Here is a 26,718-nt window from a genome sequence, read left to right on the forward strand (position 1 = left end):
GATATGGGCTGCCTGCGTTTGTCGGTATGATATGCGCCCCCGCAGTCTGGATTGCGAATACGCCATGACATTGCAGTACCCCACTATCGCCGATTGCGTCGGCAACACTCCGTTGGTGCGTTTGCAGCGCCTGCCCGGAGCCACCACCAACACCTTGTTGCTCAAGCTCGAAGGGAATAACCCTGCGGGCTCGGTCAAGGACCGTCCGGCATTGTCGATGATTGCCCGTGCTGAAGCACGTGGCCAGATCCAGCCGGGCGATACCCTGATCGAGGCGACTTCGGGCAATACCGGTATCGCTCTGGCCATGGCTGCGGCGATCAAGGGCTACAAGATGGTCCTGATCATGCCCGACAACTCCAGTGCCGAGCGCAAGGCGGCCATGACCGCTTATGGCGCCGAGTTGATTCTGGTCACCCAGGAAGAGGGCATGGAAGGTGCTCGCGACCTGGCCGACAAGCTGCAGGCCGAAGGCCGTGGCAAGGTGCTCGATCAGTTCGCCAACGGTGACAACCCTGAGGCGCACTACACCAGCACTGGCCCGGAAATCTGGCGCCAGACTGAAGGCACGATCACCCACTTTGTCAGTTCGATGGGCACCACCGGCACCATCATGGGGGTCTCGCGCTACCTCAAGGAGCAAAACCCGGCTGTGCAGATCATCGGTTTGCAGCCGATGGAAGGTGCTGCGATTCCGGGCATCCGCCGCTGGCCGCAGGAGTACCTGCCGAAGATTTATCAAGCCGATCGTGTCGACCGGATTGTCGACATGGCCCAGGCCGAGGCTGAAGACGTGATGCGTCGCCTGGCTCGCGAAGAAGGCATTTTCTGTGGCGTGTCCTCGGGTGGTGCAGTGGCTGCCATGTTGCGCCTGTCGCAGGAAGTCGAAAACGCGGTCATGGTTGCGATCATTTGTGACCGGGGCGACCGTTATCTGTCGACCGGCATCTACGATGCTCCCAACTGATGGCTAAGCAAGAGAGAGGCCTGCGCTTCCAGCCCGCTGGCGGCACGCGTGCCCCGCAAGTGCCTACGGGCAAGAAACAGCGTTTGAACATCGAGCGTTTGGCCAACGACGGCCGGGGTATTGCCTTTTTGGAAGGGCGTACCTGGTTTGTTTCGGGGGCATTGGCCGGTGAAGAAGTCGAAGCGCGGGTACTGGGCGCTCATGGCAAAATCGTGGAAGCCCGTGCCGAGCGCGTATTCAAAGCCAGTGAGATCCGCCGTGCCGCACCCTGTGCCCATGCCGGAAAGTGCGGTGGCTGCAGCGTGCAGCATTTGCCTCACGAGGAACAGCTTGCTTTGAAACAGCGCATGCTGGCCGAGCAGTTAATGCGTGTGGCTGGCGTCGAGCCAGAAGCCTGGGCTGCGCCCCTGAGCGGCCCCGAGTTCGGCTACCGCCGCCGCGCGCGGATTGCGGTGCGCTGGGATGCAAAGGCCAAACGCCTGGACGTAGGCTTTCGCGCTGCCGGCAGCCAGGACATCGTGGCCATCGACCACTGCCTGGTACTGGTACAGGCCTTGCAACCCATCATGACCGGGTTGCCCGCCATGCTGCGCCAGTTGAGCAAGCCGCAGGCCCTGGGGCATGTCGAGCTGTTCAGTGGTTCGGCGATTGCAGTGCTGTTGCGTCACATGGCTCCGCTTAACGATGCCGACATGCAGGTGTTGCAGGATTTTTGCCTCACACATAGCGCCCAATTATGGCTGCATGGTGAAAGTGAGCCGCAACCGGTCGATTTGAGCCAGACTCTGGGCTACCGTCTGCAATCGTGGGATTTGGAGCTGGCGTATCGCCCGGGCGACTTTGTCCAGGTCAATGCCGGGGTCAATGAAGCCATGGTGGCGCAGGCGCTGGAGTGGCTGGCGCCGCAAGCTGACGAACGGATTCTTGACTTGTTTTGTGGGCTGGGTAACTTCGCATTGCCACTGGCGCGGCAAGTCCGCGAGGTGGTCGCGGTCGAAGGGGTTGCGACGATGGTCGAACGCGCCGCGCAAAACGCGGTCAGTAATTCGCTGCATAATGCATCGTTTGTACAGGCTGACCTGTCGCAACCGCTGGTGGATGCCGCATGGGCCAAAGAAGGCTTTAGTGCCGTGCTCCTCGATCCGCCGCGCGATGGCGCCTTTGAAATCGTGCGCAAGCTGTCTGGCCTGGGTGCCAAACGTTTGGTGTACGTGTCGTGCAACCCGGCCACGCTGGCGCGCGACACCGTTGAGTTGATGAAACAGGGTTATCGGTTAAAACGTGCCGGGATCCTCGATATGTTTCCGCAAACCGCGCATGTCGAGGCGATGGCGTTATTTGAGGCAGACTAGGACGTCTGTTTATTTCGACGGGCCCGCAACTTCGCGCTACTTGGCCCTGTAGTGCGGGGTTGGGATTAGGGTCAGTGTATTCAGCGCACTTAACCTGCGCTGTAGGGAAGGTAAGCAAGATGGTACAGGTCAGAGCACACCAGCCGATCAACACCGACGGCACTCTCAACCTCGAGGCATGGCTTGATCATGCGGTGAGTGTCGATGTGGCGCTGGACCGTGAAGCCTTGAAAGAAGCGTGCGAGTACGCGCGTGAGGCTGAACAGCAAGCCAATGCGGCTAAAAACCTGTGGGCCGAGGGCACGTCGAGCTTTCGAACCGGCCTTGAAATCGCTGAAATTCTTGCGGATCTCAAGCTGGATCAGGATTCGCTGGTCGCTGCCATTCTGTACAGGGGCGTACGCGAGGGGCAGATTCAGCTTCCGGCGATCAGCCAGCGTTTCGGTACGGTGGTGGCCAAGCTGATTGATGGCGTGCTGCGTATGGCGGCAATCAGCGCCAGCCTCAGTCCTCGCCAGTCCTTGGTGCTGGGCACTCAGGGTCAGGTTGAGAACCTGCGCAAAATGCTCGTGGCAATGGTTGATGATGTGCGTGTGGCACTGATCAAGCTGGCTGAGCGTACATGTGCCATTCGTGCGGTCAAAAATGCCCCGGATGAAAAGCGCAACCGTGTCGCCCGCGAAGTGTTCGATATCTATGCGCCGCTGGCGCACCGTCTGGGCATCGGCCATATCAAATGGGAACTGGAAGACTTGTCCTTCCGTTACCTTGAGCCCGAGCAGTACAAACAGATTGCCACCCTGCTGCATGAGCGCCGTCTTGACCGTGAGCGTTTCATCAGCGATGTGATGGGCCAGTTGCGCTCTGAGCTGGAGGCAACCGGGGTCGACGCGGACATCAGCGGCCGGGCCAAGCATATCTATTCCATCTGGCGCAAAATGCAGCGCAAAGGCCTGGCCTTCAGCCAGATTTATGACGTGCGCGCAGTACGCGTGCTGGTTCCTGAAATGCGCGATTGCTACACCGCGCTGGGGATCGTTCATACGTTGTGGCGGCACATTCCCAAGGAGTTCGACGATTACATCGCCAACCCCAAGGAGAACGGCTACCGTTCGCTGCACACGGCGGTAATCGGCCCGGAAGGCAAGGTTCTGGAGGTGCAGATCCGCACCCACGCCATGCATGAAGAGGCCGAATTGGGCGTGTGCGCGCACTGGCGTTACAAGGGCACCGACGTCAAGGCCGGCTCCAACCAGTACGAAGAGAAAATCTCGTGGCTGCGCCAAGTGCTGGAATGGCATGAAGAACTGGGTGATATCGGCGGACTTGCTGAACAGTTGCGCGTCGATATCGAGCCGGACCGGGTTTACATCTTTACCCCGGACGGTCACGCAATTGACCTGCCCAAGGGGGCGACACCGCTCGACTTCGCGTACCGGGTCCACACCGAAATCGGTCATAACTGCCGTGGGGCCAAGATCAACGGGCGCATTGTGCCGCTCAACTACAGCCTGCAAACCGGTGAGCAAGTCGAGATCATCACCAGCAAGCACGGCACGCCGAGTCGCGACTGGCTGAACCCTAACCTGGGCTACATCACCACGTCGCGGGCACGAGCCAAAATTGTTCACTGGTTCAAGCTGCAGGCCCGTGACCAGAACGTTGCCGCCGGTAAAACCCTGCTTGAACGTGAGCTGAGCCGTTTAGGCTTGCCTGCTGTGGATTACGAAAAGCTCGCCGACAAGGCCAACATGAGAACCGCCGAGGACATGTACGCGGCCCTCGGTGCGGGCGACCTGCGTCTCGCGCAGTTGATCAACCTGGCGCAACAACAGGTCGAGCCGGAACGCGGCAACGAGCAGATGGAGCTGATCCCGCGCAAGGCCACGGGCTACAAGCCGGGCAAGCGCGGGGATATCCAGATCGAAGGGGTTGGCAACCTGTTGACGCAAATGGCTGGCTGCTGCCAGCCGTTGCCGGGCGATGCGATTGTCGGTTACATCACCCAGGGCCGTGGTGTGAGCATTCACCGCCAGGACTGTGCTTCGGTCCTGCAATTGGGCAGCCGTGAGCCCGAGCGGATGATTCAGGTCAACTGGGGGCCGATCCCGGTGTCGACCTACCCGGTCGATATCGAGATCCGCGCCTATGATCGTTCGGGCCTGCTACGCGATGTCTCACAAGTGCTGCTCAACGAGCGCATCAACGTTCTGGCGGTTAACACCCGCTCGAACAAAGAGAACAACACGGCGCTGATGACCTTGACCATCGAGATCCCGGGTCTTGATGCATTGGGACGTTTGCTGGGGCGAATTTCGCAGTTGCCGAACATCATCGAAACCCGCCGGATAGGGCGTAGCGAGCCACGTTAACCGGTAGCCGTTGCCGCAGGTCGCGATAAGGGCCGAGGGACCTTGAAGGGCAGGGTCACTCAGCAATCCATCGCAGTCTGCGGCAGCGGCTACCGCGTTCTGCCAAGAGAGCAATGATGTACAACCTCGACGATCTGCTTAACCTGATGGCCCGTCTGCGAGACCCGCAGTACGGATGCCCGTGGGATATCAAGCAAACCTGGGCCACCATCGTTCCCTACACCCTTGAAGAGGCTTACGAAGTTGCCGATGCCATTGAGCGCAGCGACTTTGAGCATGTGCAGGGTGAACTGGGCGATTTGCTGTTTCAGGTGGTGTATTACAGCCAGTTGGCTCGCGAAGAAGGCCGGTTTGAATTTGCCGGGGTGATCGACAGCATCACCCGCAAGCTGATTCGCCGCCACCCCCACGTATTTCCCACGGGCGATCTGTACGCACCTGTGGATATTCCGCGCTTGAGTGAAGAACAGGTCAAAATCCGCTGGGATGAGATCAAGGCTGAAGAGCGTAGCGAAAAATCCAGTGCGCCCGAGCAGCTGTCGTTGCTCGATGATGTGCCGGTGGCGCTGCCGGCGTTGTCCCGTGCCGCCAAGTTGCAAAAGCGTGCAGCCCAAGTGGGCTTTGACTGGCCTGCGGCGCTGCCGGTGCTGGACAAGGTGCGTGAAGAGCTGGATGAGGTGCTGGAGGCCATGGCGGACAACGACTCGGCAGCCATTCATGACGAGATCGGTGACCTGCTGTTTTCGGTGGTCAACCTGGCGCGTCACCTCAAAGTCGACCCCGAGACTGCCTTGCGCGGCGCCAATAGCAAATTTGACAGACGTTTCCGGTTTATCGAGCAGGCATTGCGCGATACCCTGCGTCCCATTGAAGATTGCACCCTTGAAGACCTGGACGCCCTGTGGGGCGAAGCCAAGCGCCAGGAAAAGAATTTGCCCAGCTGCGGCTGAGTTTGCCTAAGTGAGTAAGTAGATGAGCATTTCCCTACGCGACCAGTTACTCAAAGCGGGACTGGTTAACGAGAAGCAGGCCAAGCAGGCCGGCAAAGAAAAGCAAAAGCAACAGCGCCTGGCCCACAAGGGTCAGATCGAGCTGGACGATACCCAGCAGCGGCTGGCACTTGAAGCCAAGGCCGAGAAGGTCAAGCGCGATCAGGAGCTCAACCGTCAGCAGCAGGAAAAGGTCGAACAAAAGGCCCGTGCCGCACAGATCAAGCAATTGATCGAAGTCTCGCGTTTGCCCAAGCTGACCACCGAAGATTATTACAACTTCGTTGATGACAAGAAGGTCAAGCGCCTGTCGGTCAATACCCTGATGCGCAACAAGCTGGCCAACGGTTCGCTGGCGATTGTGCAGCATGCCGGTGGTTACGAAGTGATCCCGCGTGAGGCGGCACTCAAGATCCAGGAACGTGACCCGCGTCGAATCGTTCAGCTCAACATCCTGAGCGAGGTTCAGACACCGGAAGAAGACGATCCGTATGCTGCTTATCAGATCCCTGACGATCTGATGTGGTAACGCCTGATGTGACAAACCCCGCTTCGGCGGGGTTTGTTTTTTTCAAGACTGTAGTTGCTGTGGTTCAGGCCTGGCTGTTTTGTGCTTCCAGTCTTTCCAGTTCGGCTTTGTAGCGCTGAGCATCGCTTTCGCGGTGGAACATGCCGACCAGTAGATCCTGTTGGTGAACGTCCCACAGATGCACCCCGTGGGCTACGAGCTGGCGGGACATATGTGAATCGTCGCGTTCAGTTACTTTGACAGTCATCTGCTTGCTCCCAATTCTGGTAAGGGCCTGCGGCAAGGCGTCGCAGGTCTTCTTTATAGAATCTGTTAGCTTCCTAAGTAAACACCCCGTCGACGCACTGTCATGTTGTTAAAAACGGCAATCCCCTGCAGCCCTTTAAATACGGGGAGGTTGACGAATTTACCAATAGTTTTATGACAAAAGTTTCATGTTTTGGCCGGGTAATAGGCCAAAAAAAACCCCACCGAAGTGAGGTTTTTTGTTGGTCAAGATTGTCGTTGACTCAGTTGCCTTTGACCGTCTGACCATTCACCGTGCCGTCCAGCAGCATGATGTTGTATTCCTTGCCGTCTTTTTCTACCTGACGCAGTTTGACCAGCAATGAATCCCAGTTCTTGGCGAACCACATTTCAGTGATGCGCTTGTTCTGGGTCGGATCGCGCACGCGTTCGACCTTGATGGCGTCCACTTTGCCGGCCTTGGTCTCGACCACTTCCGGGCCGATAACGCGGAAGTCATAGGTGTCTACGTCTTCACCGTCGACCACTTGGTAGCTCATGCTTTTTTTGCCTGCCGCCACATCGCGCTGGAGCGCCAACTGGTAGGTAGACTTGTCGAGCATGCCAGTCAGGAGTGGCACTTTGACCGGATCTTTGTTGTCGATGCCGGTCACCATCTTGGCTGACCAGTCGAAATCCAGATCAACCTTCTTGGCCTTGCCCAGGCCGCCACGCTCAAAGTGGTAGGTCAGCGGGATCAGCGCATCTTTTTCCAGCTTGAGGGTGCTTTCTTCGTTCAGGCTGGCAATCATCATCGAGGCCTTGAAATTCAAGGTCCAGACGCCGTTGTCGTTTTTGCTGAGGCTGCGTTCTGCAGAGCCGCTCATCGGCAACTGTTTCCAGTCGGCGGTGTAGCTGGCTTTGAAAGGATGGAGTTCGGCCGCCTGCACTGCTGGGATAGCCAGCAGGCTGAGGGCGAGGAGCAGGGCACGACGCATAATGTCTCCTAGATTCGTATCAAGTGGCCGCTGGCCGCGAGTAATTGACCGTCCAATAATGCGCCTTGCTCGTCAAGAGACAAGCGACCTTCGGCAAACCAGCGCACTGCAAGCGGATAAATCCGGTGTTCCTGAGCATGAACCCGTTGCGCCAGGCTGTTGGCTGAGTCATCAGACTCTACCGGTATCACTGCCTGTACGACCAGTGGGCCGCCATCGAGTTCCTCAGTTACGAAATGCACGCTGCAGCCATGCTCGCGATCCCCTGCTTCCAGCGCGCGCTGATGCGTGTGTAAGCCTTTGTATTTAGGCAGCAGCGAAGGGTGGATATTGAGCAGGCGACCCTGATAGTGGCGTACGAAGTCTGCGCTGAGAATACGCATGAATCCGGCCAGAACCACCAGTTGCGGGTTGAAGGTGTCGATGATTTCGATCAGTGCAGCATCGAAGGCCTCGCGGCCCTCGAATGCTTTGTGATCCAGCACGCGGGTATCGATACCCGCGTCTTTGGCGCGTTGCAGGCCGAAGGCGTCTGCGCGGTTGGAGATTACCGCGCGGATCCTGGCCGGACTGTCCTTGACGTCATTGCTGTCGATCAAGGCCTGCAAGTTGCTGCCGGTGCCGGAAAGCAGCACCACTACATCACAGGTATCAGGCATTAGTGCGCCTTGAGGTTTTGCAGCTCAACTTGTGGAGCGCCTTCGGCGGCCGTGGCGATCTGGCCGATGACCCATGGCTGCTCGCCGGCTTCACGCAGTACGTTCAGCGCGGTTTCAACGTCGGCCTGAGCCACGCAGATCACCATGCCAACGCCGCAGTTCAGCACACGGTGCATTTCGGTTTCCGCCACGTTGCCTTTTTCTTGCAGCCAGTCGAAGACTGCAGGGCGCTGCCAGCTGGCCACGTCAACCACGGCCTGGGCGCCTTTAGGCAGCACACGCGGGATGTTGTCGAGCAGGCCACCACCGGTGATGTGGGCCATGGCTTTGACAACGCCGGTCTCTTTGATCAGCTTGAGCAACGGCTTGACGTAGATGCGGGTCGGCGCCATCAGCAGATCGGTCAGCGGCTTGCCGTCGAGGTCGATGTTCTCGATGTCGGCACCGGAGACTTCGATGATCTTGCGGATCAGCGAGTAGCCGTTGGAGTGCGGGCCGGAAGACGGCAGGGCGAGCAGGGCATCGCCGGCTGCAACCTTGGAGCCGTCGATGATTTCGGACTTTTCAACCACGCCGACGCAGAAGCCGGCCAGGTCGTAGTCTTCGCCTTCGTACATACCAGGCATTTCGGCTGTTTCGCCGCCTACCAGCGAGCAGCCGGACAATTCGCAGCCAGCGCCGATACCGGTAACCACTTGGGTCGCGGTTTCTACGTTGAGCTTGCCGGTGGCATAGTAGTCGAGGAAGAACAGTGGCTCGGCGCCGCACACGATCAGGTCGTTAACACACATGGCGACGAGGTCGATGCCGATGCTGTCGTGCTTGTTCAGGTTCAGAGCCAGACGCAGTTTGGTGCCTACACCGTCGGTGCCGGACACCAGGACAGGCTGCTTGTAGCCAGCCGGAATTTCGCAGAGGGCGCCAAAACCGCCGAGGCCGCCCATCACTTCCGGGCGTGCAGTGCGCTTGGCCACGCTCTTGATGCGTTCGACCAATGCTTCACCGGCGTCGATGTCTACACCGGCGTCTTTGTAGCTCAGGGAAGGTTGCTTGCTCATAATCCAGGCCTTTAGGGGGGATTCGGGGGTATCGACCGAGTTCAGGGGGCCCGCTGGCAAATGCTCATTGAGTGAAACAGAGCATTTACAGAGTGCCCGGCCATAGCCGGTCTGCGAAGGCGCGCGATTTTATCAGGCTTGTGAGGCAGCGGCCATCCTCGGGCCGACGGGCAGGGTTATATCCGGTGAAAAAAACCTTATTTAGTCGTGCTAGGGTCTGCATGTGGGCCTGTATAAGGTATAGCGGTTCACTTTTGAATTTTTATGACTGAATGAAAACTGCGCGACGGGTATGAATGATTTGGCCTGGGTCCTGTCAGAACCTCTGCTCGCCTGCTTTTATGAAGTCTTTCAAGGCGTTTTTGTTATCGGGAATCTTTCATGCGTTTGAGTCAATTGTTAGCGGTGGGTTGCTTATCCTTTTTCAGTCTGGCGAGTCACGCCGAAATCCTGACGGGCCTGTATCAGGTTAACGAACCGGTCACCGGTCAAGCGCCTGAGGAGCGCGCCCAGGCCACGCAAAAGGCGTTGGAAACCCTGGTGCTGCGTCTCACCGGCGATACCAAGGCCATTCAGCGTCCCGCGCTCGAGGCGATTCGCAAGGATCCACAGCAAATCATCAGCCAATACGGTTATGACGCCGGTCCACCGCAAAGCTTGCGCGTGGACTTTGACCCGGTAAGCACTGACCGGGCCTTGTCTCAGGCCGGTCTGTCGCTGTGGGGCAGCAACCGGCCAGCGCTGCTGGGCTGGTGGTTGAGCGATTCTGTAGAAGGGTCGAGCCTGGTAGGCGATGGCCAATCCGCTGCGGAGCCTTTGCGGCGTGCGGCGCAACATCGCGGGTTGCCGCTACGCTTGCCATTGGCAGACTTGAGCGAACAACTGGTCGGCACGGCCGAGAACCTTGAGGGCAGTGACCCCGCGCCGTTGAAAGAGGCCTCCGAACGTTATGGTGCGGATGTCCTGTTGGCGGTGCATGCCCGTGAAGAAGAGGGGCAGTGGAGTGCCCAGTGGCGCTTGTGGGTAGACAGTCAGCAAGAGCAAGGCAGCGCTCAGGCGCCGGATCAGGCCGCGCTGGCTGATGCTGTGATGCTGGCCGTGAGCGAGCGACTGGCGCCGCGTTATGCGGTCAAACCCGGGGTTTCAACCGAACAGTTACTTGAAGTTCAGGGCATGACGCTGGAGCGTTATGCCCAGTTGGGGCGCTTGCTGGAGCCATTTGGCGGCCAGCTCAAGCGTGTCGACGGTGATCGCATCGTGTATCAGGTGAACGGTAGCAGCGAACAGTTGCGTTCGCAGTTGGGCCTGGCTCACTTGCAAGAGGTGCCGGCAGGTGAGGCGCCTTCCGGGGCCGTGGTGGGTCAAGCGCCTGGCGTTGTTGCAGCACCGGCCCCGCAATTGCGGTTTCGCTGGTAGGTTTTTCTTTTCTATATAAAGGATGGGATGGTTCATGGCAGATTCGCGACGATGGGTTTGGTGGGGCGTGGCGTTGGGTGCATGCCTGTTTGTGTATTTTTTGCATCCGATTCTCACGCCTTTCCTGATCGCAATCGTTCTGGCCTATATGTTCGACCCGGTGGTTGACCGCCTGGAAAGGTTTGGCTTCTCAAGGACCTGGGGGGTCATCACGGTATTTGCGCTGTTCATCGTCATCCTGATGACGTTACTGCTGGTACTGGTACCGATGCTGGCCAAGCAGTTGCTGAAGCTTTATGAGTTGGCACCGCAAATACTGGACTGGTTGCAACATACGGCGATGCCATGGGTTCAGGCCAAATTGGGACTGAGCGATGGTTTCTGGAAGTTCGACAAGATAAAGGCCGCCATTACCGAGCACATGGGGCAAACCACTGACATCGTCGGGGTGGTGTTGTCGCAGGCGACGGCCTCAAGCCTGGCGCTGATCGGCTTTTTGGCCAACCTGGTACTGATTCCGGTTGTGGCGTTCTACCTGTTGCGTGACTGGGACATCATGATGGCCAAGATTCGCAGCCTGTTACCGCGGGAGCATGAAGAGCAGGTCGTGTCACTGGCAAAAGAATGCCATGACGTGCTGGGCGCTTTCGTTCGCGGGCAACTGCTGGTGATGCTGGCGTTGGGGGTGATCTATTCGGCTGGCCTGATGTTGCTGGGGCTTGAGCTGGGGTTGTTGATTGGATTAATGGCCGGGCTCGCGGCCATCGTGCCGTACATGGGGTTCATCATCGGGATTGGCGCCGCCTTGATTGCCGGGCTGTTCCAGTTCGGCGGTGATCTGTATCCGATGATTGGCATTGTGGCGGTGTTTATGGTCGGGCAGGCGCTGGAAGGCATGGTGCTGACGCCGCTGCTGGTGGGCGATCGCATCGGGCTGCACCCGGTGGCGGTAATTTTTGCGATTCTGGCAGGTGGCGAACTGTTCGGGTTCACCGGTGTATTGCTGGCGTTGCCGGTAGCGGCGGTGATCATGGTGCTGGTGCGCCACGTTCATGATTTGTACAAGGACTCACAAGCCTACAAAGGTGAAGAGCCCGAATTGTAAGGATGACCCCGGTTCGAATGTGAGCGGCTGCCGGGTCAGGATCTTCGTCTTGCCCGGCCCGCTTCAAGAGAATGAATCCGGTACGCGCGCCAAATAAGGCGGTCAATTAATGCAAACCTTTGATTTTGCTCGTGGTCTGTTACATTGTGCGCCCAGCTACACGGGTATAAACTTTTAAAACTTCACATAGAGGCCACTAACAGTTCATTTGAACTGTTCAGTCAGCATGAAACCGATTCAGCTGCCCCTAGGTGTGCGTCTGCGTGATGACGCTACCTTCATAAATTACTATCCAGGCGCCAATGCCGCTGCACTCGGCTACGTCGAGCGTCTGTGCGAAGCCGATGCCGGCTGGACAGAAAGCCTGATCTACCTCTGGGGCAAACAGGGGGTCGGGCGCACGCACTTGCTACAGGCGGCGTGCCTGCGTTTTGAACAGATGGGCGAGCCTGCTGTTTATTTGCCGCTGGCAGAGCTACTGGATCGCGGCATCGAAATTCTCGACAACCTTGAGCAGTACGAACTGGTCTGCCTGGATGATCTTCAGGCGGTGGCAGGGCGTGCGGATTGGGAAGAGGCGCTGTTCCATTTGTTCAATCGCCTGCGTGACAGCGGTCGTCGACTGTTGATCGCCGCTTCGGCTTCGCCCCGTGAGTTGCCGATCAAGTTGGCCGACCTCAAGTCCCGCCTGACCCTGGCGCTGATTTTCCAGATGCGGCCCTTGTCAGACGAAGACAAACTGCGGGCTTTGCAGTTGCGCGCATCCCGTCGCGGTCTGCACCTGACCGACGAGGTCGGGCATTTCATACTTACGCGCGGAACCCGCAGCATGAGCGCGTTGTTCGAGTTGCTTGAACGTCTCGATCAGGCGTCTTTGCAGGCACAGCGCAAGCTGACCATCCCCTTCCTGAAAGAAACCCTCGGCTGGTAAATCGCGCGACTTTTCACCTGTTTCGGCCATTTTTCGGCGCCAGAAAGCCCGCGCTCAGAGGGCTGTGCGCGCAGAATCCATTGTCAGGGGTGTAGGCCCTTAGATGTCGCGGCGAAACCGCCAAGTCACATTTAGATCGATTGAATTTGCAAATGAGGATCATAAAAGGCATAGTCGCGGCAATTATTCCTACAAGCCACGGTCGTGCCCATGCTAAATCGCTTCGCACCCCTCGTGCCTCTCGCACTCGTTACCCTGTTGTTTGGCTGCGCTGCACACACTCCAGTGTCCCAGCACGTCACCGAATCTCAGGTGCAAAAGTCGACTCCATCCCAAGCTTCCGATCTTTATCAGGAAGAACTGGCGACTGAAAAAGAGTTGGCTCAATTCTCCGAAAACAGCAAGCCTTACGCGCTGCCGGCCTTGGCTGACAGTATTCTTGAGCGCGGAATGTCCTTGATCGGTACCCGTTACCGTTATGGCGGCACCTCCGAGTCAGGTTTCGATTGCAGCGGGTTTATCGGTTATCTGTTCCGCGAGGAAGCCGGCATGAAATTGCCGCGATCCACTCGGGAAATGATCAACGTTGATGCACCGCTCGTCGCACGAAATAACCTCAAACCGGGTGATTTGCTGTTCTTCAGCACCAACGGTCGTGGTCGTGTCAGTCATGCCGGGATTTACCTGGGCGATGACCAGTTCATTCACTCCAGCAGCCGTCGCAGCGGGGGTGTACGAATTGACAAGTTGGGTGACAGCTACTGGAGCAAGACCTTTATGGAGGCCAAACGGGCCTTGGCGATGGCACCTACAAACGTAGTTACCCGCAAGTAAAGTTAAAGTCTTACTTGAAGTTTGCTCTCTAAGGGCTAGAATTCAGTCGCATTCTTAAATTCTTGAAACCGCGCAGATCCCCTCTGCGCGGTTTCAGGGTTCGCGGCCCATGTTGCCGTATCCAGAATCAGGAACATTCTGTTTATGTCGACCATGGCCCGAGTCGCACTTCTTACCTTAGCAGCACTGCTCAGTGCTTGCGCAAGCCATACCCCTCCGACGCCAGTGGCCCAAAAGCCCCGGGTGTATTCGCCGCCCTCAGAACAGTTCTCGCCCGTTGCCGCCGACGTATTGTTTCGTGCCTTGGGTCTGGTCGGTACACCTTATCGTTGGGGCGGCAATACACCGGATTCGGGTTTCGACTGCAGCGGTTTGATCAAGTACGTCTACAACGACGCGGCGGGTATTTCGTTGCCGCGCTCGACACGTGAAATGATCGTGATGAGTGCGCCGAATGTCGGCAAAGACAAGCTGCAAACCGGCGATCTGTTGTTCTTCGCCACCAGCGGCGGGTCGCAGGTCAGCCATGCCGGTATCTATGTCGGTGAAGGCCGTTTCGTGCATGCACCCGCTACGGGCGGCACGGTCAAACTGGACAGCCTGTCCAAAGCCTACTGGCAAAAAGCCTATCTCAACGCCAAGCGCGTACTGCCGAACGAGCAGCATCTGGCACGTTTGCCGTAACGCTGAACCTCTGTAGCCGCTGAAGCTGCGATCGATGTCGCAGCCTGCGGCAGCGGCTACAGGGTTACAGTTTTATTGTGCAGACACCCGCCAAATCTTGTTGCCCACATCGTCGGCTACCAGCAAGTCCCCCTGTTTATCGATCACTACGCCAACCGGGCGGCCCATGGCTTTTTCATCGGCATTGAGAAAGCCGGTCAGCACGTCAACCGGCATGCCTGTGGGTTTGCCGTCGGCAAAAGGCACGAAAATCACTTTGTAGCCACTGTGCGGCTTGCGGTTCCAGGAACCGTGCTGGCCCACAAATGCGCCTTCGGTAAGGTTGGGCAATGTGCTGCCTTGCGCGAAGCTCAACCCCAAAGAAGCCGTGTGCGGGCCCAGGGCGTAATCTGGCGCTATGGCTTTAGCCACCAGTGCCGGATTTTGCGGCTCGACCCGAGCGTCGACGTGCTGCCCGTAATAGCTGTACGGCCAGCCATAGAAGCCACCGTCTTGCACTGAGGTGATGTAGTCGGGAACCAGGTCACTGCCGATTTCGTCGCGTTCGTTGACAGCGGTCCAGAGCTTGCCGGACGTTGGCTCCCAAGCCATGCCGTTAGGATTGCGCAAGCCGGAGGCGAAAATGCGGTGGCTACCGGTGGCCGGGTCAACTTCCCAGATGGCGGCACGGCCCTCTTCTTGATCCATGCCGTTTTCGCCCACGTTGCTGTTCGAGCCGACGGTTACATACAGCTTTTTGCCATCCGGGCTGGCAATGACGTTTTTGGTCCAGTGGTGGTTAAGCGGGCCGCCCGGTAAATCCACCACTTTGGTGGGTTGGGTGTTGAGGATGTTATCGCCAGCCTGGTATTGAAAACGCAGCAACTTGTCGGCATCCGCCACGTACAGGTCATTGCCGACCAGGGTCATGCCGAAGGGGGAGTGCAGATTCTGGATAAACACGCTGCGGGTTTCCGCAACGCCATCGTGGTCAGCATCTCGCAACAGCGTGATGCGATTCGCGCTGGGTACGCCAGCCCCGGCCCGGCCCATGACCTTTTCCATGACCCAGCCACGAACGCCCTTGCTGTCGTCCGGCTTGGGCGGGGCATTGGTTTCGGCGACCAGTACATCACCATTGGGCAGTACATAGAGCCAGCGGGGATGGTCAAGGTCTTCGGCGAATGCTGCCACTTTAGTCCCGGGAGCGGCCGTGGGTGTGGCTCCGGGCGCCCAGCCAACCGCAGGCGCGATATTGACGGTGGGAATCAGGGTCTTGTTGGGTTCGGGCAGTTTCGGCGAAGGTCCGGTGCCATCGCTCACTTGCAAGGTCGAGGTTTCACCGCAGGCGGCCAATCCTGCCGCAAGTGCGATGACAACAGCGTGCTGGCACTTGAACATGTGAATCTCCATAAGGTTCGGGCGGGGTAAATCTATAGAGAAGCATAGCGGCTCAAAGGTTCAGGTTTGTGGGCGTGTTCAGGCGTATTGCCGCGCACCTTTAATTGACGCTCCACCCCCAACCCTCTAACCTTTGCCGCTTGTTTCAGGTGCTCTGTGGCAAGCGGTCGACAGAGTGAAACAGGGAAGCCGGTGAGGACGTGTTTGAGCGGTTCAAACGTCACGATCCCGGCGCTGCCCCCGCAACGGTAAATGAGTCAATGCCACGCCAGGGTCTGCCGCTATTTCATTGACACGCATTACGCGTCGCAATGGGCTGGCCAGCCCCGGACGCCACTGTGTCTTGTACATGGGAAGGCGCGTGGTCAGGTGCTGTCCCTGGGGATGGTCCGCTTATGAGCCCGGAGACCGGCCTGATCCATCCAGCACACTCGCGGCGGGCGATGGTGTGTCGTTGTTGAATTCCCCCCGCCTCCCGTTTGCTTAATTCAGCCCCAACGGAGAGCTGCCATGAACGAATCCCCCGAACGCGACGAACGTCACCAGGCGCGCATGCTGCGCAAAAAAGCCGTCATGGATGAGCGCATTGCCAGCTCGCCGAACGAGTGCGGGCTGCTGCTGGTGTTGACCGGCAATGGCAAAGGCAAAAGCAGCTCCGCATTTGGCATGTTGGCCCGGGCCATGGGCCACGGCATGCAGTGTGGTGTGGTGCAGTTCATCAAGGGGCGCAACAGCACCGGTGAAGAGCTGTTCTTTCGCCGTTTCCCGGAGCAGGTGCGCTATCACGTGATGGGCGAAGGTTTTACCTGGGAAACCCAGGACCGCCAGCGTGACATCGCGGCTGCCGAAGCGGCCTGGGAAGTGTCCCGCGAGATGCTGCAAGACCCCGCCATCGGCCTGGTGGTACTGGATGAGCTGAACATCGCCCTCAAGCATGGCTATCTCGACCTTGAGCAGGTGCTGGCTGACCTGCAGGCCCGTCCGCCGATGCAGCATGTGCTGGTCACCGGGCGCGGCGCCAAACCCGAATTGATTGACCTGGCCGATACCGTGACTGAAATGGGTGTGATCAAGCATGCCTTCCAGGCCGGCATCAAAGCTCAGAAAGGCATCGAACTGTGAGTGTTTCAGCATGAGAGAGTCGCGTCATTGCCCGGCGGTATTGATCGCCGCGCCGGCTTCCGGTCAGGGCAAGACCACCGTTACAGCCGCCTTGGCCCGATTGCACCGCAATCAGGGGCGCAAGGTGCGGGTGTTTAAATGTGGCCCGGATTTTCTCGACCCCATGATCCTGGAGCGCGCCAGTGGTGCCCCGGTGTATCAGGTGGATTTGTGGATGGTGGGTGCCGATGAAAGTCGTCGCTTGCTGTGGGAAGCTGCCGCAGAGGCGGATCTGATTCTGATTGAAGGTGTGATGGGCTTGTTTGATGGCACGCCCTCCAGCGCCGACCTGGCGCGGCATTTCGGGGTTCCGGTACTGGGCGTCATTGATGGCACCGCTATGGCCCAGACGTTCGGCGCGCTGGCATTGGGCCTGGCGCGTTATCAGCCGGACCTGCCGTTTGCCGGAGTACTGGCCAATCGGGTGGGAACCGTGCGCCATGCGCAGTTGCTGGAAGGCAGCCTGACTGAAGGCTTGCGCTGGTACGGCGCGCTGTCCCGCGAAACCGGGATTGAGCTGCCGAGCCGGCATCTGGGGCTGGTCCAGGCCAGTGAGTTGAATGACCTGGATGCCCGTCTCGACGCGGCAGCCAATGCATTGGCCAGCACCTGCGAGGTAGCGCTGCCGCCTGCGGTCGAGTTTGCAGCCCCCGAGCCGGTGGTGGTCGAGCCATTGCTGGCCGGCGTGCGCATTGCCGTGGCTCGTGATGAAGCCTTTGCCTTCACCTACGGTGCGAGTCTGGCGTTGTTGCGGGATATGGGCGCTGAGCTGGTATTTTTCTCACCGATCCGTGACGCGCAGTTGCCAGAAGCTGACAGCCTGTATTTGCCCGGTGGTTATCCCGAGCTGCACCACGTTGAGCTGTCACGCAACCGCTCGATGCTGGCCGCGATTCGTGCACACCATGACGCCGGCAAGCCCTTGCTGGCCGAGTGCGGTGGCATGCTGTATCTGCTGGATGCCCTGACCGATGTCGACGGTCAGCGTGCCGAGCTGGTCGGGCTGCTGGCGGGCGAAGCAACGATGCAAAAGCGTCTGGCAGCGTTGGCCTTGCAGGCCGTGGAAATGCCCGAAGGGCTGTTGCGCGGTCATACCTATCATCACTCGCTGACCGAGACGCAGCTGCAACCCATTGCCCGCGGGCTTAGTCCCAACGGTGGGCGCGGGGCCGAAGCGGTCTATCGCGAAGGTCGGATGACGGCTTCTTACGTGCACTTTTACTTTCCGTCCAACCCCCAGGCCATTGCTGCGCTGTTCGCACCCTGCGCCGTGAAGGTGCCATGAGCGACAACGCGTTTAGTCCCCAAGAGCGTGCAGCGGTTTACCGGGCCATCGCCGAGCGGCGTGACATGCGTCACTTCAGCGGTGGCACGGTAGCGCCTGAGTTGTTGGCGCGCCTGCTGGAGGCGGCGCATCAGGCCCCGAGTGTGGGGCTGATGCAGCCGTGGCGCTTTATCCGCATCACCGACCGTGAGTTGCGCAACAAGGTCCAGGCCCTGGTGGAGGAGGAGCGGGTGCGTACTGCTGAAGCGCTGGGCGAGCGTTCCGATGAGTTCATGACCCTGAAGGTTGAAGGGATCAACGACTGTGCCGAGGTTTTGGTGGCCGCGTTGATGGATGACCGGGAAAAACACATATTCGGTCGCCGTACCCTGCCCGAAATGGACATGGCCTCGTTGTCCTGCGCGATCCAGAACCTGTGGCTGGCCGCTCGCGTCGAAGGGCTGGGCATGGGCTGGGTGTCATTGTTCGAGCCGCGGGCGCTGGCTGATTTACTGGGGTTGCCTGCGGGTGCCAAGCCCTTGGCGGTATTGTGTCTGGGGCCGGTCGAGGCCTTTTATCCGGCGCCGATGCTGGTGCTGGAAGGGTGGGCGCGTGCGCGTCCGCTAAGTGAACTGGTGTATGAGAATTATTGGGGAGTGAGTCCATGAGTGTGGCGTTGCTGTGCGTGGCGGGGGTGGCGCTGGATGCGCTGTTCGGTGAGCCCAAGCGCTGGCATCCGCTGGTCGCGTTCGGCCGCATGGCCAGTCGCGTTGAGCAGCGTTTCAATTCCGGTGGCCGTGGCTGGCGCAGTCATGGCGTTACCGCCTGGGTGCTGACGGTCATTCCGCTGACGATTTTGGCGACCGCGCTGTCCTGGCTGCCTTATATCGGTTGGCTGGTAGATATCCTGGCGTTGTACTGCGCGCTCGGCATGCGCAGCCTGGGCGAACATGTGCAGCCCGTGGCTGAAGCCTTGCGCAGCAATGATCTCGAGGAGGCACGTACACGGGTCGGTTATCTGGTCAGCCGTCAGACCAGCGAGCTTGATTCCACCGAAGTCGCCCGCGCGGCGACCGAGTCCGTACTGGAAAACGGCAGCGATGCGGTCTTTGCCGCGATTTTCTGGTTTGTCGTCGCCGGTGCTCCGGGCGTGGTGCTCTATCGCCTGAGCAATACGCTGGACGCCATGTGGGGGTACCGCAATGAGCGCTTTGAGCGGTTTGGCTGGGCCGCCGCCCGGATCGACGATGTGCTCAACTACATTCCTGCACGGTTGGTGGCGCTGACTTATGCCGTACTGGGTAAAACCCGCCTGGCCTTGAAGTGCTGGCGCAAACAGGCCCCGCAGTGGGACAGCCCCAATGCGGGGCCGGTCATGGCGGCCGGTGCCGGTGCCTTGGGCGTCGAATTGGGCGGTTCGGCGATTTATCACGGTGAACTGCATGAGCGTGCGCAACTGGGTGAAGGCGTGCCCGCCGATGCCGACTCGATTGGCCGTGGCTGGCAACTGGTGCAGCGGGGTGTATGGCTGTGGCTCTTGATCCTGTGCATGTGGAGTGAATTCTATGCTTGAGCATGGTGGACGTTTACGCCAGGCGTCCTTGCACTACGGCATCGCCGAGGCGCAATGGCTGGACTTGTCCAGCGGCCTGGCGCCTTGGCCTTTTGCGATTCCCGTGATCCCCGAGCGTGCCTGGGCGCGGTTGCCGGAAACCGATGACGGGCTAGAACAAGCGGCCTGTACCTACTACGGCGCCGCCAATGTGTTGCCGGTGCCGGGCTCCCAGTGCGCGATCCAGTTGCTGCCCCGTTTACGTCGTGGCGGTAAGGTCGGCGTGTTGTCGCCATGTTATGCCGAGCATGCCGAAGCCTGGCGTCGCAACGGGCACATCGTGCGGGAGGTGGTGGAGCAAGAGGTCGATTTCTACCTCGACAGCCTGGATGTGCTGGTGGTCGTCAATCCCAATAACCCGACAGGGCTGAGTCTGACGCCTGAGCAGTTGCTGACCTGGCATGCACGGCTGGCACAACGGGGTGGCTGGCTGGTGGTGGATGAAGCGTTCATGGACAACACACCTGCGTTGAGCCTGGCCGCGCAAAGTCACCGCGCCGGACTGATCGTGTTGCGTTCGTTTGGCAAGTTCTTTGGTTTGGCGGGGGTTCGATTGGGCTTTGTGCTGGCTGAACTCAAACTGCTCAAATTGTTGGCCGAGCAAGTCGGTCCCTGGGCAGTGAGCGGGCCGACGCGGATTGTCGGCCAAGCGTGTCTGGTCGACACTGAAGCCCATGCTCGCCAGCGTGAACGCAGCGAGTTGGCCAGCGAACGGTTGGCGGCGCTGTTGACGCTGCACGGCTTGTCGCCCCAGGGAGGCTGCGCGTTGTTTCAGTGGCTGGCCACGCCCCACGCCGAGCGTCTTTACGACTTTATGGCGCAGCGCGGCATTCTGCTGCGCCTGTTTGCCCACAACAGCAGCGTGCGTTTTGGCCTGCCTGCCGACGACGCTGACTGGTTGCGGCTGGAGCAGGCCTTGTCCGCGTACACCGAGGCCTGTACCAAGGAAAACCCATGAGCACGTTAATGGTGCAAGGCACCACGTCCGATGCCGGTAAAAGCACGCTGGTCACGGCCCTGTGCCGCTGGTTGACTCGCCAGGGCGTGGCCGTGGTGCCTTTCAAACCGCAGAACATGGCGCTCAACAGTGCCGTGACCGCCGAGGGCGGTGAGATTGGCCGGGCTCAGGCCGTGCAGGCGCAAGCCGCGGGGCTGGCGCCGCACACCGATATGAATCCGGTGCTGCTCAAGCCCAATAGCGACACCGGCGCCCAGGTGATTATCCATGGGCGCGCCGTCACCAGCATGAACGCTGTCGCCTATCACGACTACAAGGCCATCGCCATGCAGGCGGTATTGGCCTCGCATCAACGTTTGAGTGCCAGGTATCCGGTGGTCATGGTGGAAGGCGCGGGTTCTCCGGCCGAAATCAATTTGCGGGCGGGAGACATCGCCAATATGGGCTTTGCCGAGGCGGTGGATTGCCCGGTGGTGTTGATCGCCGATATCAATCGCGGCGGAGTGTTCGCTCATTTGGTCGGCACTCTCGAGCTGCTGTCCGACACCGAACAGGCACGGGTCAAGGGTTTCATCATCAACCGTTTTCGCGGTGACATCGCGTTGCTGCAGCCCGGTCTTGACTGGCTGGAACAGAGGACCGGCAAGCCCGTGATCGGGGTGCTGCCCTATGTGATGGACTTGCACCTTGAGGCTGAAGACGGCATCGATCAGCGTCAGACCGATAAGGTCGAGCGCGTGCTCAAGGTCGTGGTGCCGGTATTGCCGCGGATCAGCAATCACACTGACTTCGACCCATTACGTTTGCATCCGCAGGTGGATTTGCAGTTTGTGGGCCCCGGGCAGGCGATTCCGTCGGCCGACCTGATCATTCTCCCGGGCTCCAAAAGCGTGCGCAGCGATCTGGCCTATCTGCGGGCCAATGGCTGGGACACAGCAATCAACCGTCACCTGCGCTATGGCGGAAAAGTGCTGGGGATTTGCGGCGGCCTGCAGATGCTCGGCGAGCAGGTCCATGACCCGCTGGGGCTAGAAGGTACGCCGGGCTCAAGCAGCGGCCTGGGCTTGCTGGCATTCAGTACCGAGCTGGAGGCCGAAAAACAGCTGCGTAACGTGCGCGGGCATTTGCAGCTGGAAAACGCTGAAGTCAGCGGTTACGAAATTCACGCGGGCGTCACCACCGGCGTTGCTCTTGAACAGCCGATGGTGCACCTCGATGACGGTCGTTGCGACGGCGCGCAAAGTGCGGACGGACAAGTTCTGGGCACCTATCTGCATGGTTTGTTCGAGTCGCCTGCTGCTTGCAGCGCGCTGCTGCGCTGGGCCGGGCTGGAGGACGTGCAGGCGGTGGATTACCACGCACTGCGGGAGCGGGATATCGAGCGTCTGGCCGATCTGGTGGAAAACCACCTGGACACTGCTTATTTACGAGCACTTTGTGGTCTGAGCCGGGAGCACCCCTGACATGTTGCAGCTGATTTTGGGCGGTGCCCGTTCTGGCAAAAGCCGCTTGGCCGAGAAACTGGCGAGCGAATCCGGGCTCGCAGTGACCTACATTGCGACCAGCCAGCCGCTGGATGGCGAGATGAACGAGCGCGTGCGTCATCATCGCGAACGTCGTCCGGCGCACTGGGGATTGATTGAAGAACCGGTCGAACTGGCCCGGGTGCTGCGTGACAACGCGAGTGCCGATAGCTGCCTGCTGGTGGATTGCCTGACGCTGTGGATGACCAATCTGCTGATGTTGGACGATCCCCAGCGGCTCGGTGCCGAGCGCGATGCGCTGCTGGAATGTCTGGCTGAACTGCCGGGTGAAATTGTGTTTGTCAGCAACGAAACCGGAATGGGTGTCGTGCCGCTGGGCGAATTGACTCGCCGCTATGTCGATGAAGCCGGTTGGTTGCATCAAGCCTTGGCCGCGCACTGTCAGCGGGTAGTGTTGACTGTGGCGGGCCTGCCCCTGACGTTGAAAGGACCTGCTCTATGAAAACCCCTTGGTGGCTGACTCCGTGCAAGCCGGTGGACCGTGATATGCAGGCGGCGGCAGCCGGGCATCAGCAGCAACTGACCAAGCCTGCGGGCTCACTGGGCCAGCTTGAAGGACTTGCGGTGCGGATGGCCGGCTTGCAGGGGCGGCTAAAACCGCGGGCCGATCACGTGTGGATTGCGATTTTTGCCGGTGATCACGGGATTGTCGCGGAAGGGGTTTCGGCCTATCCGCAAGCCGTCACTGGACAAATGCTGCACAACTTTGTCAGCGGCGGAGCGGCCATCAGTGTCTTGGCCCGTCAACTGGGCGCGCAACTGGATGTGGTGGATCTTGGAACGGTCACGCCCATGCTCAACCTGGCAGGGGTGCGCCATTTGCAGCTTGGCGCGGGCACGGCGAACTTTGCCACGGGACCGGCAATGACTGATGTGCAGGGCCTGCAAGCGTTGCAGGCCGGGCGCGACAGCGTGCTGCGGGCGAAGGCGCAGGGCAGCGAAGTGTTTCTTGGTGGCGAAATGGGCATTGGCAACACCGCCTCTGCCAGTGCCGTGGCCAGCGCGTTGCTGAATTGCCCGGCATCCCGCCTGACCGGCCCCGGCACCGGGCTGAACGCCACCGAGGTCAGTCACAAGGCCCGGGTGATAGAGCGGGCCCTGGCGTTGCATGCCGGGCATCTCGATGACCCGTTACAGGCGCTGTTTCGCTTGGGTGGCTTTGAAGTCGCTGCCTTGGTCGGGGCTTACGTAGCCTGTGCCCAGGAAGGCATCGTAGCGCTGGTCGACGGGTTTATCTGCACCGTCGCGGCCATGGTCGCCGTTCGCTTGAGTCCGGCGTGCAGCGAGTGGCTGATCTACAGTCATCGCGGTGCCGAGCTTGGCCATCAACATGTACTGGAAAGTTTGCAGGCTGAACCGTTGCTTGACCTCGGTTTGCGCCTGGGGGAAGGCAGTGGCGCGGCGCTGGCAGTGCCGCTGGTGCGTCTGGCATGCGACCTCCATGGTCAGATGGCGACATTTGCCGAAGCCGCCGTGGCAGATCGTCCGGTATGACGGTGTATCTGGAGCTGCTGCGTCACGGTGAAACTGAACTGGGCGGCGGCCTGCGCGGTAGCCTGGATGATGCGTTGACGGCATTGGGTTGGGAGCAGATGCGCGAGGCGGTCCAAGGGCGAGGGCCCTGGGACCGCATTGTCAGTTCGCCGCTGCAACGTTGCGCTTTGTTTGCCCGCGAACTGAGCGAGCAGCTCAATTTGCCGGTGTCGTTCGAAAAAGACCTGCAAGAACTGCACTTTGGTGCATGGGAGGGGCAGAGCGCGGCGGCGTTGATGGAGACCGATGCCGAAGCACTGGGCTTGTTCTGGAACGATCCCTACGCGTTCACGCCGCCAGACGGTGAGCCGGTGCATGCATTTTCGGCACGCGTGCTCTCGGCCGTTAATCGGCTGCAGCAACGCTTTGAGGGAGAACGGGTATTGCTGGTCTGTCATGGCGGGGTCATCAAGCTGTTGCTGGCACAGGCCAGGGGCTTGCCCCGTGAGCACTTGTTGCAGGTCGCAGTGGCACACGGTGCGCTGTTCGGCTTGCAGGTGGCAGAGGATGGCCGTCTCGAAGAGGCTGAGTTGTGAGATCGCCGTTCTGGATCGCCCTGCAGTTTTTGAGCAGTTTGCCGATTAGTCTGCCCGGCATGCCGCAACCCCGGGCGCTGGGGCGCTCACTGTTGTATTACCCGTTGGTGGGCCTGCTGTTTGGCGTGCTGCTATGGGGGCTGAATGCGCTGCTGGCAGGTACGCCGTCACTGTTGCATGCCGCGTTGTTGCTGACCGCCTGGGTGCTGCTCAGTGGTGGCCTGCACCTCGATGGTCTGGCCGACAGCGCAGACGCCTGGCTAGGCGGCTTTGGTGATCGCGAACGGACCCTGACCATCATGAAAGACCCGCGCAGCGGGCCGATTGCGGTGGTCGCGCTGGTGCTGGTGTTGCTCCTCAAGTTTTGCGCGCTGTTGGCGCTGATCGAGCAGCAGCACAGCGTGGCATTGCTGATCGTACCGCTGATAGGGCGCAGCGCCTTGCTGGGCGTGTTCCTGACAACGCCCTACGTGCGGGCCGGAGGGCTCGGCCAGGCATTGGCCGATCACCTGCCGCGCAAGGCCGGGTGGTGGGTGTTGGGGCTCAGTGCCGTGGCGTGTGTGCTGCTGGCGGGTGTGGCCGGGTTGTGGGCGCTGGGGCTGGCGGCAGCAGGGTTTGTCTGGCTGCGGCAGTTAATGATGCGCCGCTTGGGCGGAACTACCGGTGACACCGCCGGCGCGTTGCTCGAATTACTCGAAGTCGGGATGCTGGTAGGGCTGGCGCTTATCTGACCAGCGGTTACGTGTCTCGTAGTAGCGAGTTAATGCTTGATTGTGTTTTATTGCGGGTATATACATACAAAATGTTACCGACTCAGTGTTTATGCACCAATCTGCGACGCGCGGCACGTGGCGTAAGCAGGCATTACGACGGCGCCCTTGATGGCTTCGGGATCAACGTTGCCCAGTATTCTTTGCTCAGTAACCTCAAGCGTATGGATCAGCCGAGCATTTCAAGTCTGGCTGAGGCTATGGGGCTGGATCGCAGCACGTTAGGCCGCAATTTGCGGGTGCTGGAGGGCGCGGGTCTGGTGAAAATGACCGAAGGCGAGGATCAGCGCAATCGTGTGGTGTGCCTGACCCCGGCGGGCGTGGAGCGTCTGAAGGCTGCCTTGCCCGCTTGGGAGGCTGCACAGCAGCGTTTGATGGATCGCTTGGGTGAAGAGAAACGTACGCAGCTTTTGCAATTATTGGATGAGTTGGCGGGTTCGGACTGAAGGCCAGTCGCTCGATTATAAATGGGTATATACCCGCTCCCGGAGAATAACAATGACAGCGGTGTGGCGAAACAGTGGTTGGGTCTTGCTTGGCAGTGCGCTTATTTTGGCGCTGTCTTTAGGGGTGAGGCATGGATTCGGGCTGTTTCTGCCGCCCATGAGCGCTCAGTTTGGCTGGGGCCGTGAAGTGTTTGCCTTCGCCATCGCTTTGCAGAACCTGATCTGGGGCTTGGCTCAACCCTTTACCGGCGCTTTGGCCGACCGTTTCGGCGCAGCCAAAGTGGTGATCGTCGGCGGCGTGCTCTATGCCGTGGGCTTGCTGTTGATGGGGCTGTCGGACTCGCCGTTGTCACTGTCGCTCAGCGCCGGCCTGCTGATCGGCATCGGCCTGTCCGGTACATCGTTTTCCGTCATTCTCGGCGTGGTGGGCCGCGCCTTGCCTCCTGAGCAGCGCAGTATGGGGATGGGGATTGCCAGCGCGGCAGGCTCTTTTGGGCAATTCGCAATGCTGCCCGGCACGCTTGGCCTGATCGGCTGGCTGGGCTGGTCTGCAGCGCTGTTGGTGCTGGGCTTGCTGGTGGCGCTGATCGTACCGCTGGTGAGCATGCTCAAGGATCGCCCGTTGCCCAAGCTGGGGGGCGAACAAAGCCTCAAGGAAGCGCTACGGGAAGCCTGTACGCACTCCGGTTTCTGGCTATTGGCCTTCGGCTTTTTTGTCTGCGGGTTTCAGGTGGTGTTTATCGGCATCCATCTGCCGGCTTATCTGGTGGACCAGCACTTGCCTGCAACAGTGGGCACGACGGTGCTGGCGCTGATTGGCCTGTTTAATATCTTTGGCACTTACACTGCTGGATGGCTCGGCGGCCGCATGTCCAAGCCCCGTTTGTTGACGGGCTTGTACCTGGCGCGTGCGGTGGTGATCGTGTTGTTCCTGTGGGCGCCGGTGACACAATTCAGTGCCTACCTGTTTGGCATGGCCATGGGTTTTCTATGGCTGTCGACGGTGCCGCTGACTAATGGCACGGTTGCGACAATGTTTGGTGTTCGCAATCTGTCGATGCTGGGCGGGATCGTATTCCTGTTCCATCAATTGGGTGCATTCCTGGGCGGATGGCTTGGCGGCGTGGTCTACGATCAAACCGGCAACTATGATCTGATCTGGCAGGTTTCGATTCTATTGAGTGTGCTGGCGGCAGCCTTGAACTGGCCGGTACGTGAGCGTCCGGTCGCTCGACTGCAGATGCAGGAGGGAATGGCATGAATACAACCTGGGCATGGCTGGGAGCCGCCAGCGGTGGTTTATTGTTGCTGGCGCTGGCCTGGTGGGGCTGGCATCAGGGTGGTCTGGCGCTGATGCAGTTAGGTATGGGGACTTGCTAGCACGGCACTGTGACG

The 26,718-nt window shown here is 59.7% G+C and carries 28 protein-coding genes and 1 riboswitch; of the genes, 23 read left to right on the forward strand and 5 right to left on the reverse strand.

Features of this window, described 5'->3' with window-relative positions; translation table 11 throughout:
* Positions 1 to 64 precede the first annotated feature (64 nt).
* The 5 genes from cysM (at position 65) to AWM69_RS15255 (ending at position 6,209) form a co-directional block, all read left to right on the forward strand.
* Positions 65 to 967, forward strand: coding sequence for a cysteine synthase CysM (gene cysM, locus AWM69_RS15235; RefSeq protein ID WP_218727467.1), 903 nt, complete (start codon positions 65 to 67; stop codon positions 965 to 967).
* Complete coding sequence (rlmD, locus tag AWM69_RS15240) at positions 967 to 2,319, forward strand: 23S rRNA (uracil(1939)-C(5))-methyltransferase RlmD (protein ID WP_131652408.1); 1,353 nt, start codon at positions 967 to 969, stop codon at positions 2,317 to 2,319. Before cysM ends, rlmD begins: the two co-directional genes overlap by 1 nt.
* A gap of 119 nt (positions 2,320 to 2,438) precedes the next feature.
* On the forward strand, positions 2,439 to 4,691 hold the full coding sequence (gene relA, locus AWM69_RS15245) for a GTP diphosphokinase (protein WP_131652409.1): 2,253 nt from the start codon (positions 2,439 to 2,441) through the stop codon (positions 4,689 to 4,691).
* A 116-nt stretch (positions 4,692 to 4,807) separates the two neighbouring features.
* Positions 4,808 to 5,641, forward strand: a complete 834-nt coding sequence (mazG, locus tag AWM69_RS15250; RefSeq protein WP_218727403.1) for a nucleoside triphosphate pyrophosphohydrolase — start codon at positions 4,808 to 4,810, stop codon at positions 5,639 to 5,641.
* A gap of 22 nt (positions 5,642 to 5,663) precedes the next feature.
* A complete protein-coding gene (locus AWM69_RS15255; RefSeq protein ID WP_048377897.1) occupies positions 5,664 to 6,209 on the forward strand; it encodes a DUF2058 domain-containing protein in 546 nt (181 codons plus the stop codon).
* Between the two features lie 64 nt (positions 6,210 to 6,273).
* Here the strand turns inward: AWM69_RS15255 and AWM69_RS15260 are convergent, their stop codons facing one another.
* The 4 genes from AWM69_RS15260 to purM all read right to left on the reverse strand — a co-directional run bounded on the left by AWM69_RS15260 (position 6,274) and on the right by purM (position 9,149).
* Positions 6,274 to 6,456, reverse strand: coding sequence for a hypothetical protein (locus AWM69_RS15260; RefSeq protein ID WP_131652410.1), 183 nt, complete (start codon positions 6,454 to 6,456; stop codon positions 6,274 to 6,276).
* A 262-nt stretch (positions 6,457 to 6,718) separates the two neighbouring features.
* A complete protein-coding gene (locus tag AWM69_RS15265) occupies positions 6,719 to 7,432 on the reverse strand; it encodes a DUF3108 domain-containing protein (RefSeq protein WP_131652411.1) in 714 nt (237 codons plus the stop codon).
* Between the two features lie 8 nt (positions 7,433 to 7,440).
* Positions 7,441 to 8,091: a phosphoribosylglycinamide formyltransferase gene (gene purN, locus AWM69_RS15270; RefSeq protein WP_131652412.1), complete on the reverse strand. Its 651-nt coding sequence runs from the start codon at positions 8,089 to 8,091 to the stop codon at positions 7,441 to 7,443.
* Entirely contained in the window at positions 8,091 to 9,149 is a 1,059-nt protein-coding gene (gene purM, locus AWM69_RS15275; RefSeq protein WP_048377893.1) for a phosphoribosylformylglycinamidine cyclo-ligase, read from the reverse strand. Before purM ends, purN begins: the two co-directional genes overlap by 1 nt.
* Positions 9,150 to 9,530: 381 nt before the next feature.
* Here purM and AWM69_RS15280 point away from each other — a divergent pair, with 381 nt between their 5' ends.
* From AWM69_RS15280 to AWM69_RS15300, 5 genes are all read left to right on the forward strand, one after another.
* Positions 9,531 to 10,565: a DUF2066 domain-containing protein gene (locus tag AWM69_RS15280; RefSeq protein ID WP_131652413.1), complete on the forward strand. Its 1,035-nt coding sequence runs from the start codon at positions 9,531 to 9,533 to the stop codon at positions 10,563 to 10,565.
* 34 nt (positions 10,566 to 10,599) lie between these two features.
* Entirely contained in the window at positions 10,600 to 11,670 is a 1,071-nt protein-coding gene (locus AWM69_RS15285; RefSeq protein WP_131652414.1) for an AI-2E family transporter, read from the forward strand.
* A gap of 226 nt (positions 11,671 to 11,896) precedes the next feature.
* Positions 11,897 to 12,601, forward strand: a complete 705-nt coding sequence (gene hda / locus AWM69_RS15290; protein WP_019410803.1) for a DnaA regulatory inactivator Hda — start codon at positions 11,897 to 11,899, stop codon at positions 12,599 to 12,601.
* A 210-nt stretch (positions 12,602 to 12,811) separates the two neighbouring features.
* A complete protein-coding gene (locus AWM69_RS15295; RefSeq protein ID WP_218727404.1) occupies positions 12,812 to 13,435 on the forward strand; it encodes a C40 family peptidase in 624 nt (207 codons plus the stop codon).
* A 144-nt stretch (positions 13,436 to 13,579) separates the two neighbouring features.
* Positions 13,580 to 14,119, forward strand: a complete 540-nt coding sequence (locus tag AWM69_RS15300; protein ID WP_218727406.1) for a C40 family peptidase — start codon at positions 13,580 to 13,582, stop codon at positions 14,117 to 14,119.
* Positions 14,120 to 14,191: 72 nt separating this feature from the next.
* Here the strand turns inward: AWM69_RS15300 and AWM69_RS15305 are convergent, their stop codons facing one another.
* Positions 14,192 to 15,499 carry a sorbosone dehydrogenase family protein gene (locus AWM69_RS15305; protein ID WP_218727407.1) on the reverse strand — a complete coding sequence of 436 codons (1,308 nt, stop codon included), beginning with the start codon at positions 15,497 to 15,499 and terminating at the stop codon, positions 14,192 to 14,194.
* A 130-nt stretch (positions 15,500 to 15,629) separates the two neighbouring features.
* A riboswitch (cobalamin riboswitch) is annotated at positions 15,630 to 15,931 on the forward strand.
* A gap of 78 nt (positions 15,932 to 16,009) precedes the next feature.
* Here AWM69_RS15305 and cobO point away from each other — a divergent pair.
* The 13 genes from cobO (at position 16,010) to AWM69_RS22905 (ending at position 26,703) form a co-directional block, all read left to right on the forward strand.
* Positions 16,010 to 16,621 carry a cob(I)yrinic acid a,c-diamide adenosyltransferase gene (gene cobO, locus AWM69_RS15310; protein ID WP_131652417.1) on the forward strand — a complete coding sequence of 204 codons (612 nt, stop codon included), beginning with the start codon at positions 16,010 to 16,012 and terminating at the stop codon, positions 16,619 to 16,621.
* 10 nt (positions 16,622 to 16,631) lie between these two features.
* A complete protein-coding gene (locus AWM69_RS15315) occupies positions 16,632 to 17,945 on the forward strand; it encodes a cobyrinate a,c-diamide synthase (RefSeq protein ID WP_218727408.1) in 1,314 nt (437 codons plus the stop codon).
* On the forward strand, positions 17,942 to 18,592 hold the full coding sequence (gene bluB / locus AWM69_RS15320; RefSeq protein WP_218727409.1) for a 5,6-dimethylbenzimidazole synthase: 651 nt from the start codon (positions 17,942 to 17,944) through the stop codon (positions 18,590 to 18,592). The genes AWM69_RS15315 and bluB overlap by 4 nt, the downstream gene beginning before the upstream one ends.
* The gene (gene cbiB / locus AWM69_RS15325) at positions 18,589 to 19,497 is read left to right on the forward strand and encodes an adenosylcobinamide-phosphate synthase CbiB (protein WP_131652419.1); all 909 of its coding nucleotides are present in this window, start codon (positions 18,589 to 18,591) and stop codon (positions 19,495 to 19,497) included. Before bluB ends, cbiB begins: the two co-directional genes overlap by 4 nt.
* Positions 19,490 to 20,494 (forward strand): threonine-phosphate decarboxylase CobD, encoded by a 1,005-nt coding sequence (gene cobD, locus AWM69_RS15330; RefSeq protein ID WP_131652420.1) that lies wholly within the window; start codon positions 19,490 to 19,492, stop codon positions 20,492 to 20,494. Before cbiB ends, cobD begins: the two co-directional genes overlap by 8 nt.
* Positions 20,491 to 21,957, forward strand: a complete 1,467-nt coding sequence (locus AWM69_RS15335) for a cobyric acid synthase (RefSeq protein ID WP_218727410.1) — start codon at positions 20,491 to 20,493, stop codon at positions 21,955 to 21,957. The genes cobD and AWM69_RS15335 overlap by 4 nt, the downstream gene beginning before the upstream one ends.
* Position 21,958: 1 nt before the next feature.
* Complete coding sequence (gene cobU / locus AWM69_RS15340; RefSeq protein ID WP_218727411.1) at positions 21,959 to 22,480, forward strand: bifunctional adenosylcobinamide kinase/adenosylcobinamide-phosphate guanylyltransferase; 522 nt, start codon at positions 21,959 to 21,961, stop codon at positions 22,478 to 22,480.
* A complete protein-coding gene (cobT, locus tag AWM69_RS15345; protein WP_218727412.1) occupies positions 22,477 to 23,532 on the forward strand; it encodes a nicotinate-nucleotide--dimethylbenzimidazole phosphoribosyltransferase in 1,056 nt (351 codons plus the stop codon). Before cobU ends, cobT begins: the two co-directional genes overlap by 4 nt.
* Positions 23,529 to 24,107 (forward strand): alpha-ribazole phosphatase family protein, encoded by a 579-nt coding sequence (gene cobC / locus AWM69_RS15350; RefSeq protein ID WP_218727413.1) that lies wholly within the window; start codon positions 23,529 to 23,531, stop codon positions 24,105 to 24,107. The genes cobT and cobC overlap by 4 nt, the downstream gene beginning before the upstream one ends.
* On the forward strand, positions 24,104 to 24,838 hold the full coding sequence (locus tag AWM69_RS15355; RefSeq protein WP_218727414.1) for an adenosylcobinamide-GDP ribazoletransferase: 735 nt from the start codon (positions 24,104 to 24,106) through the stop codon (positions 24,836 to 24,838). The genes cobC and AWM69_RS15355 overlap by 4 nt, the downstream gene beginning before the upstream one ends.
* A gap of 71 nt (positions 24,839 to 24,909) precedes the next feature.
* Positions 24,910 to 25,323: a MarR family winged helix-turn-helix transcriptional regulator gene (locus tag AWM69_RS15360; protein WP_131652426.1), complete on the forward strand. Its 414-nt coding sequence runs from the start codon at positions 24,910 to 24,912 to the stop codon at positions 25,321 to 25,323.
* Between the two features lie 52 nt (positions 25,324 to 25,375).
* Positions 25,376 to 26,584: an MFS transporter gene (locus tag AWM69_RS15365; RefSeq protein WP_256930355.1), complete on the forward strand. Its 1,209-nt coding sequence runs from the start codon at positions 25,376 to 25,378 to the stop codon at positions 26,582 to 26,584.
* Positions 26,581 to 26,703, forward strand: a complete 123-nt coding sequence (locus AWM69_RS22905) for a hypothetical protein (RefSeq protein WP_256930356.1) — start codon at positions 26,581 to 26,583, stop codon at positions 26,701 to 26,703. Before AWM69_RS15365 ends, AWM69_RS22905 begins: the two co-directional genes overlap by 4 nt.
* Positions 26,704 to 26,718: the final 15 nt, after the last annotated feature.

The organism is Pseudomonas sp. D1HM (genome assembly GCF_019266105.1).
GTDB classification, from domain to species: domain Bacteria; phylum Pseudomonadota; class Gammaproteobacteria; order Pseudomonadales; family Pseudomonadaceae; genus Aquipseudomonas; species Aquipseudomonas taetrolens.

Coding starts and splice junctions, on each gene's coding strand:
- purM (WP_048377893.1), bottom strand. CDS start 9,149: ATGAGCAAGCAACCTTCCCTGAGCTACAAAGACGCCGGTGTAGACATC.
- AWM69_RS15285 (WP_131652414.1), top strand. CDS start 10,600: ATGGCAGATTCGCGACGATGGGTTTGGTGGGGCGTGGCGTTGGGTGCA.
- AWM69_RS15315 (WP_218727408.1), top strand. CDS start 16,632: ATGAGAGAGTCGCGTCATTGCCCGGCGGTATTGATCGCCGCGCCGGCT.
- AWM69_RS15280 (WP_131652413.1), top strand. CDS start 9,531: ATGCGTTTGAGTCAATTGTTAGCGGTGGGTTGCTTATCCTTTTTCAGT.
- AWM69_RS15335 (WP_218727410.1), top strand. CDS start 20,491: ATGAGCACGTTAATGGTGCAAGGCACCACGTCCGATGCCGGTAAAAGC.
- cobD (WP_131652420.1), top strand. CDS start 19,490: ATGCTTGAGCATGGTGGACGTTTACGCCAGGCGTCCTTGCACTACGGC.
- relA (WP_131652409.1), top strand. CDS start 2,439: ATGGTACAGGTCAGAGCACACCAGCCGATCAACACCGACGGCACTCTC.
- AWM69_RS15295 (WP_218727404.1), top strand. CDS start 12,812: ATGCTAAATCGCTTCGCACCCCTCGTGCCTCTCGCACTCGTTACCCTG.
- AWM69_RS15360 (WP_131652426.1), top strand. CDS start 24,910: ATGTTACCGACTCAGTGTTTATGCACCAATCTGCGACGCGCGGCACGT.
- AWM69_RS15305 (WP_218727407.1), bottom strand. CDS start 15,499: ATGTTCAAGTGCCAGCACGCTGTTGTCATCGCACTTGCGGCAGGATTG.
- rlmD (WP_131652408.1), top strand. CDS start 967: ATGGCTAAGCAAGAGAGAGGCCTGCGCTTCCAGCCCGCTGGCGGCACG.
- AWM69_RS15365 (WP_256930355.1), top strand. CDS start 25,376: ATGACAGCGGTGTGGCGAAACAGTGGTTGGGTCTTGCTTGGCAGTGCG.
- cysM (WP_218727467.1), top strand. CDS start 65: ATGACATTGCAGTACCCCACTATCGCCGATTGCGTCGGCAACACTCCG.
- AWM69_RS15255 (WP_048377897.1), top strand. CDS start 5,664: ATGAGCATTTCCCTACGCGACCAGTTACTCAAAGCGGGACTGGTTAAC.
- cobO (WP_131652417.1), top strand. CDS start 16,010: ATGAACGAATCCCCCGAACGCGACGAACGTCACCAGGCGCGCATGCTG.
- cobC (WP_218727413.1), top strand. CDS start 23,529: ATGACGGTGTATCTGGAGCTGCTGCGTCACGGTGAAACTGAACTGGGC.
- cbiB (WP_131652419.1), top strand. CDS start 18,589: ATGAGTGTGGCGTTGCTGTGCGTGGCGGGGGTGGCGCTGGATGCGCTG.
- bluB (WP_218727409.1), top strand. CDS start 17,942: ATGAGCGACAACGCGTTTAGTCCCCAAGAGCGTGCAGCGGTTTACCGG.
- mazG (WP_218727403.1), top strand. CDS start 4,808: ATGTACAACCTCGACGATCTGCTTAACCTGATGGCCCGTCTGCGAGAC.
- AWM69_RS22905 (WP_256930356.1), top strand. CDS start 26,581: ATGAATACAACCTGGGCATGGCTGGGAGCCGCCAGCGGTGGTTTATTG.
- AWM69_RS15260 (WP_131652410.1), bottom strand. CDS start 6,456: ATGACTGTCAAAGTAACTGAACGCGACGATTCACATATGTCCCGCCAG.
- hda (WP_019410803.1), top strand. CDS start 11,897: ATGAAACCGATTCAGCTGCCCCTAGGTGTGCGTCTGCGTGATGACGCT.
- purN (WP_131652412.1), bottom strand. CDS start 8,091: ATGCCTGATACCTGTGATGTAGTGGTGCTGCTTTCCGGCACCGGCAGC.
- cobU (WP_218727411.1), top strand. CDS start 21,959: ATGTTGCAGCTGATTTTGGGCGGTGCCCGTTCTGGCAAAAGCCGCTTG.
- cobT (WP_218727412.1), top strand. CDS start 22,477: ATGAAAACCCCTTGGTGGCTGACTCCGTGCAAGCCGGTGGACCGTGAT.
- AWM69_RS15265 (WP_131652411.1), bottom strand. CDS start 7,432: ATGCGTCGTGCCCTGCTCCTCGCCCTCAGCCTGCTGGCTATCCCAGCA.
- AWM69_RS15300 (WP_218727406.1), top strand. CDS start 13,580: ATGTCGACCATGGCCCGAGTCGCACTTCTTACCTTAGCAGCACTGCTC.